Below are 4,082 nucleotides of genomic sequence, written 5' to 3'. Positions count from 1 at the left end.
CCTCAGGCCGATCGGCCGGTTTTGCGCTGCCTGCGCTGCGCGGCGAAGAACTCGGACCAGGACGTCACGTCCGGGAACTGCTTGAGCAACGCGCGCCGTTGGCGTTCGGTCATCCCGCCCCAGACACCGAAATCCATATTGTTGTCCAGCGCGTCGGCGAGGCACTCGGTGACGACGGGACAATGCCGGCAGATGGCGGCGGCCTTCTTTTGCGCTTTTCCGCGAACGAACAGCTCGTCGGGGTCGGCGGAGCGACATCGCGCCTTCGACACCCACGCGAAGCGGGCTCCGTCCAAACTGTCGATATCGATGTTGTGTTTCACTACGTCGATCACTCCTGTGCGGGGATGACGACTCGCGTCGTCGGTTTTCCTGCCGGTGCCCGCCCCCGGTCACGACTATTGCGGAGCGGTTCGGCGGTGTCTGTCCGCCAAGCAACGGGTGCGCAGGGTGAATTTCAGGTCCCCCGATCGGAGGAAACGACCGCGATCGCCGTGCGACACTACGAGCCATGGCCGACCAGGCAGCGACTGACAAAGTGCGCGTGGTCGTGGGCGAAGACCACCCGTTGTTCCGCGACGGGCTGGTGCGTGCGCTGACGTCGAGCGGCGTCGTGGCCGTGGTCGCCGAAGCCGGTGACGGCGAAGCCGCCCTGGCCCTGATCAAAACGCACGTGCCGCACGTCGCGCTGCTGGATTACCGCATGCCCGGAATGGATGGCGCCGAGATCGCGGCCGCGGTCAGGCGTGACGAGTTGCCGACAAGGGTGTTGCTGTTGTCGGCACACGACGAGTCGGCGATAGTCTTCCACGCCCTGACGGAAGGCGCCGCGGGATTCCTGCCCAAGGAATCGACGAAGGCCGATATCGTGCAGGGCGTGCTCGACTGCGCCAATGGCCTAGACGTCGTGCCGGCGGCCCTCGCAGCCGGCCTGGCCGGAGAGATCCGGCGCCGCGGCGAAGCCCAGACACCGGCGCTCAGCGTGCGCGAGGGAGAGGTACTGAATTTCATCGCCCAGGGTCTCAGCGTCCCCGCGATCGCTGCCGAGCTGTACCTGGCTCCGTCCACGGTCAAGACCCACGTGCAGCGGTTGTACGAGAAACTCGGCGTCGGTGATCGCGCAGCGGCCGTCGCCGCGGCGATGCGGCGCGGGCTGCTCGAATAATGGACCGCTCGCTGGCTCGACTGGTCGACTTCGTTGCGGCCGAACCCGTCCGCCTGTCGGCGTTCCTGCGCCTGCCGCTGATCGGCCTGATCGTCCTGCTGGTCTCGGTGTGGGAGGTCGAACACTGGCTGCCGCTGGCCTACGCGCTGATCCTGGGCGTCTACAGCATCGCCGCGCTGGTGTGGGTGGTGGTGGTGCTGCGCGGCCCGGTGCCGCCGTGGGCCGGCTGGGCGTCGACGGGCATTGACGTGCTGACCGTGGTGGCACTGTGTGTGGTGTCCGGTGGCGCTACGGTGGCATTGCTGCCGGTGTTTTTTCTGCTGCCCATTTCAGTGGCGTTTCAAGACCGTCCGGCGCTCACGGCCGCCGTCGGAATCGCCACGGCCGTCGGCTATCTCGGTGTATGGATCGTCTACTCCCAGCGCGACGACACGGTCGAACTGCCGAGCGTGGTGTACACCCATTTCGGACTGCTGCTGTGGTTGGCGGCCGCGATGACCGCCCTGTGTTACTTCCTGACGCGCGCCGCGGCGCGCGTAGCCACCCTGCTCGACATGCGCCGCACGCTCGTCTCGGAGTCGATGCGCGCCGATCAGCGCCACTCACGGGAACTGGCGGAGCAACTCCACGACGGACCGCTGCAGGACCTGCTGGCGGCCCGGCTGGAACTCGACGAAGTCCGCGAACGTCATCAGGATCCGGCGCTGGACGCTGTCTACCAGGCGGTCAAGGACACGGCAACCCGGCTGCGCGGCGCCGTCACTGCACTTCATCCCCAGGTGCTCACCGAGGTGGGCCTGACCGCCGCGCTGCGCGAGCTGATCCGCGACTACGAGCGCCGCGGCAGCTTCGTCATCGAAGCCGACCTCGACGAGGTCGGCCGGCCGCGGTCCCAGTCCCTGTTGTACCGGGCGGCCCGCGAACTGCTCGCCAACGCACACAAGCATGCGCAGGCGAGCACCGTGCAGGTCCGCCTCACCCGGACGGCCGACACCATGACGCTGAGCGTCGTCGACGACGGAACCGGGTTCGATCCGGCCATCCTGAATCGATGTGTCGCCGCGGGGCACATAGGACTCGCCTCGCTGACGGTCCGCGTCGACGCAATGGGCGGATCCATGAAGCTCACATCGGCGGTCGGCGGCGGCACGCGGGCATCGGTGACCACGCCCGTCGGTGTCGAGTGAACGCGATGGGCGACTACGCCATTGGGGCAGCCAGCGCCTTGATCGCTTGCATCTCGTTGTCCTGGAAGGGCTTGCCGTCCGGGCCCAGCAGGTCGTGGAACCACACTTTGGGCACCGCTCGGTAGGGATGGTCCCAGGAGTCCCAGGGGAAGTAGGTCTGGGTTTTGCCGGCGACCAGGCCCCAGTTGTAGGCGCCGACGTTGTGGCGCTTGGCCACCGGCAGGATGCTCTGGATGGTGCTGCCCTGGGGTCGTGCCATGTATTCGGTGCACAGGATCGGTCGCCCCTGAGGGGCGAGTTCGGCGATACGGTTCTCGAACGCCGCCGGCCCGGCATAGGAGTGAAAGGTGATCACGTCGGAGTTGTCGAGTTGGATACCGGCAATCGCACTGCGGTTCCGGTCGGACCAATTGCCGTGCCAGACCCCGCTCGTCAACGGCTGGCTGGGGTTGACCGCCCTCGCCCAACCGAACACCTGCGGGAGTAGGTCGGCGACACGCTCCAGTTTGTCTTTCCGCTCGACCGAGCGGTACACGCGCGCGGGGTTGTCGGGCTCGTTCCACAGGTCCCAGCCCAGAATACGATCGTCGTTGCGGAACCGGCCCAACACGCCGGTGACGTAGTCGTAGAGCACCCGCGTGTAGCGCCGGTCACCGAGCCGTTCGGCGCCCGGGCCCTGCACCCACCCCGAATTGTGGATCCCCGGCCGCGGCGCGCGCTGCCGGCCCAGTTTGGGGTGCGGGTCCCAGCAGGAGTCGAACAACACGAACAGGGGTTTGATGTTGTGACGCGCCGCGATCGCGACGAACTGCGCCAGCCGGCCCTGAAATCCCCGGGCATCCTGCGCCCAGAGCTGATCGTGCAGAAAAACCCGCACCGTGTTGAGTCCCCCGGCACGCGCCCAGCCCAGTTCGGTGTCGATGCGCCGCGGGTCGTAGCTGCCCGGCTGAAACATCTCCAGCTGGTTGATGGCGTTCGACGGGATGAAGTTGGCCCCGACGAGCCAGCCCTGCGCCTGATACCACCGATCGGCCCGGTCCGGTGACCATCGGCCTGCATCCGCGGAGGCTCGGGGCACCCGGCTCACCGTAGTCCCTGCGGCCAGAAGCAACGGCAACTTCAGGACTTCGCGGCGGCGCACGTTGGGCACCATAGGTTCATTACGCGCCGTGTTCGGCCGCGCTTACCGAATCGCGACGGTATGTCGTGAGAATCGTTATCTTTTTGTCACCTGGGGTGGGAGGCCCGCATCCGAGCGGCCGGGTACTCGTCGCGGTCGGTCTTGAATACCTTTGTATAAGGCCGCTTTCGCGACTCGGCGACCGGCAACCCCGGCCCCTCATACCAATACTTTTGGCCGGCAACCGGGTTCAGCATGCTTTTGTTGAACACGCGGACGCCGTCGAGGACCAGCTGCCGAACCTTGAGCCATGAGGCCCAGGCCATGGTAGGGCGCCCCTCTGAGGGCTCTAGTGTCTTTGGACCCCACCGACATCGACGCGCCGCGCGAGGAAATCGAGCACCGCCCCGGCGAAGACGTCGTTGCGATCCCCGGCGACCATGTGCCCCGCCCCGCGCACGTCGGCGAACTCGACCCCCGGGAAGCGGGCGAGGAACTCCTCGGCGCGCTCCTGGCTGACGAGGTCGCTCATCCGGCCCCGCACCAGAAGCATCGGCACGCCGCTCGCAAGGATCGCGTCCACGGCGGCGTGCATCCGGTCGACGTCGGT

6 protein-coding genes are annotated in these 4,082 nt (G+C 67.1%); 2 read left to right on the top strand and 4 right to left on the bottom strand.

Annotated elements, in window-relative coordinates; all coding sequences use genetic code 11:
- Positions 1 to 2: 2 nt before the first annotated feature.
- The gene (locus tag AC2VOK_RS05970) at positions 3 to 323 is read right to left on the bottom strand and encodes a WhiB family transcriptional regulator (RefSeq protein WP_428899658.1); all 321 of its coding nucleotides are present in this window, start codon (positions 321 to 323) and stop codon (positions 3 to 5) included.
- Between the two features lie 188 nt (positions 324 to 511).
- Here AC2VOK_RS05970 and AC2VOK_RS05965 point away from each other — a divergent pair, with 188 nt between their 5' ends.
- A complete protein-coding gene (locus AC2VOK_RS05965) occupies positions 512 to 1,165 on the top strand; it encodes a response regulator transcription factor (RefSeq protein WP_428899657.1) in 654 nt (217 codons plus the stop codon).
- Entirely contained in the window at positions 1,165 to 2,352 is a 1,188-nt protein-coding gene (locus tag AC2VOK_RS05960; protein WP_428899656.1) for a sensor histidine kinase, read from the top strand. Before AC2VOK_RS05965 ends, AC2VOK_RS05960 begins: the two co-directional genes overlap by 1 nt.
- A 13-nt stretch (positions 2,353 to 2,365) precedes the next feature.
- On the opposite strand, the gene AC2VOK_RS05955 is transcribed toward AC2VOK_RS05960, so the two are convergent.
- From AC2VOK_RS05955 to AC2VOK_RS05945, 3 genes are all read right to left on the bottom strand, one after another.
- A complete protein-coding gene (locus tag AC2VOK_RS05955) occupies positions 2,366 to 3,493 on the bottom strand; it encodes a glycoside hydrolase 5 family protein (protein ID WP_428899659.1) in 1,128 nt (375 codons plus the stop codon).
- Positions 3,494 to 3,579: 86 nt separating this feature from the next.
- Positions 3,580 to 3,798 (bottom strand): hypothetical protein, encoded by a 219-nt coding sequence (locus tag AC2VOK_RS05950; protein ID WP_428899655.1) that lies wholly within the window; start codon positions 3,796 to 3,798, stop codon positions 3,580 to 3,582.
- A 23-nt stretch (positions 3,799 to 3,821) separates the two neighbouring features.
- Positions 3,822 to 4,082, bottom strand: a 261-nt coding sequence (locus AC2VOK_RS05945; protein ID WP_428899654.1) for an alpha/beta fold hydrolase, incomplete at its 5' end; no start/stop codon positions are given.

It is taken from the genome of Mycobacterium sp. TH-M116 (assembly GCF_057473685.1).
The sequence above is the reverse complement of the archived record's forward strand: the minus strand, read 5'-3'. Positions and strand labels throughout refer to the sequence as shown.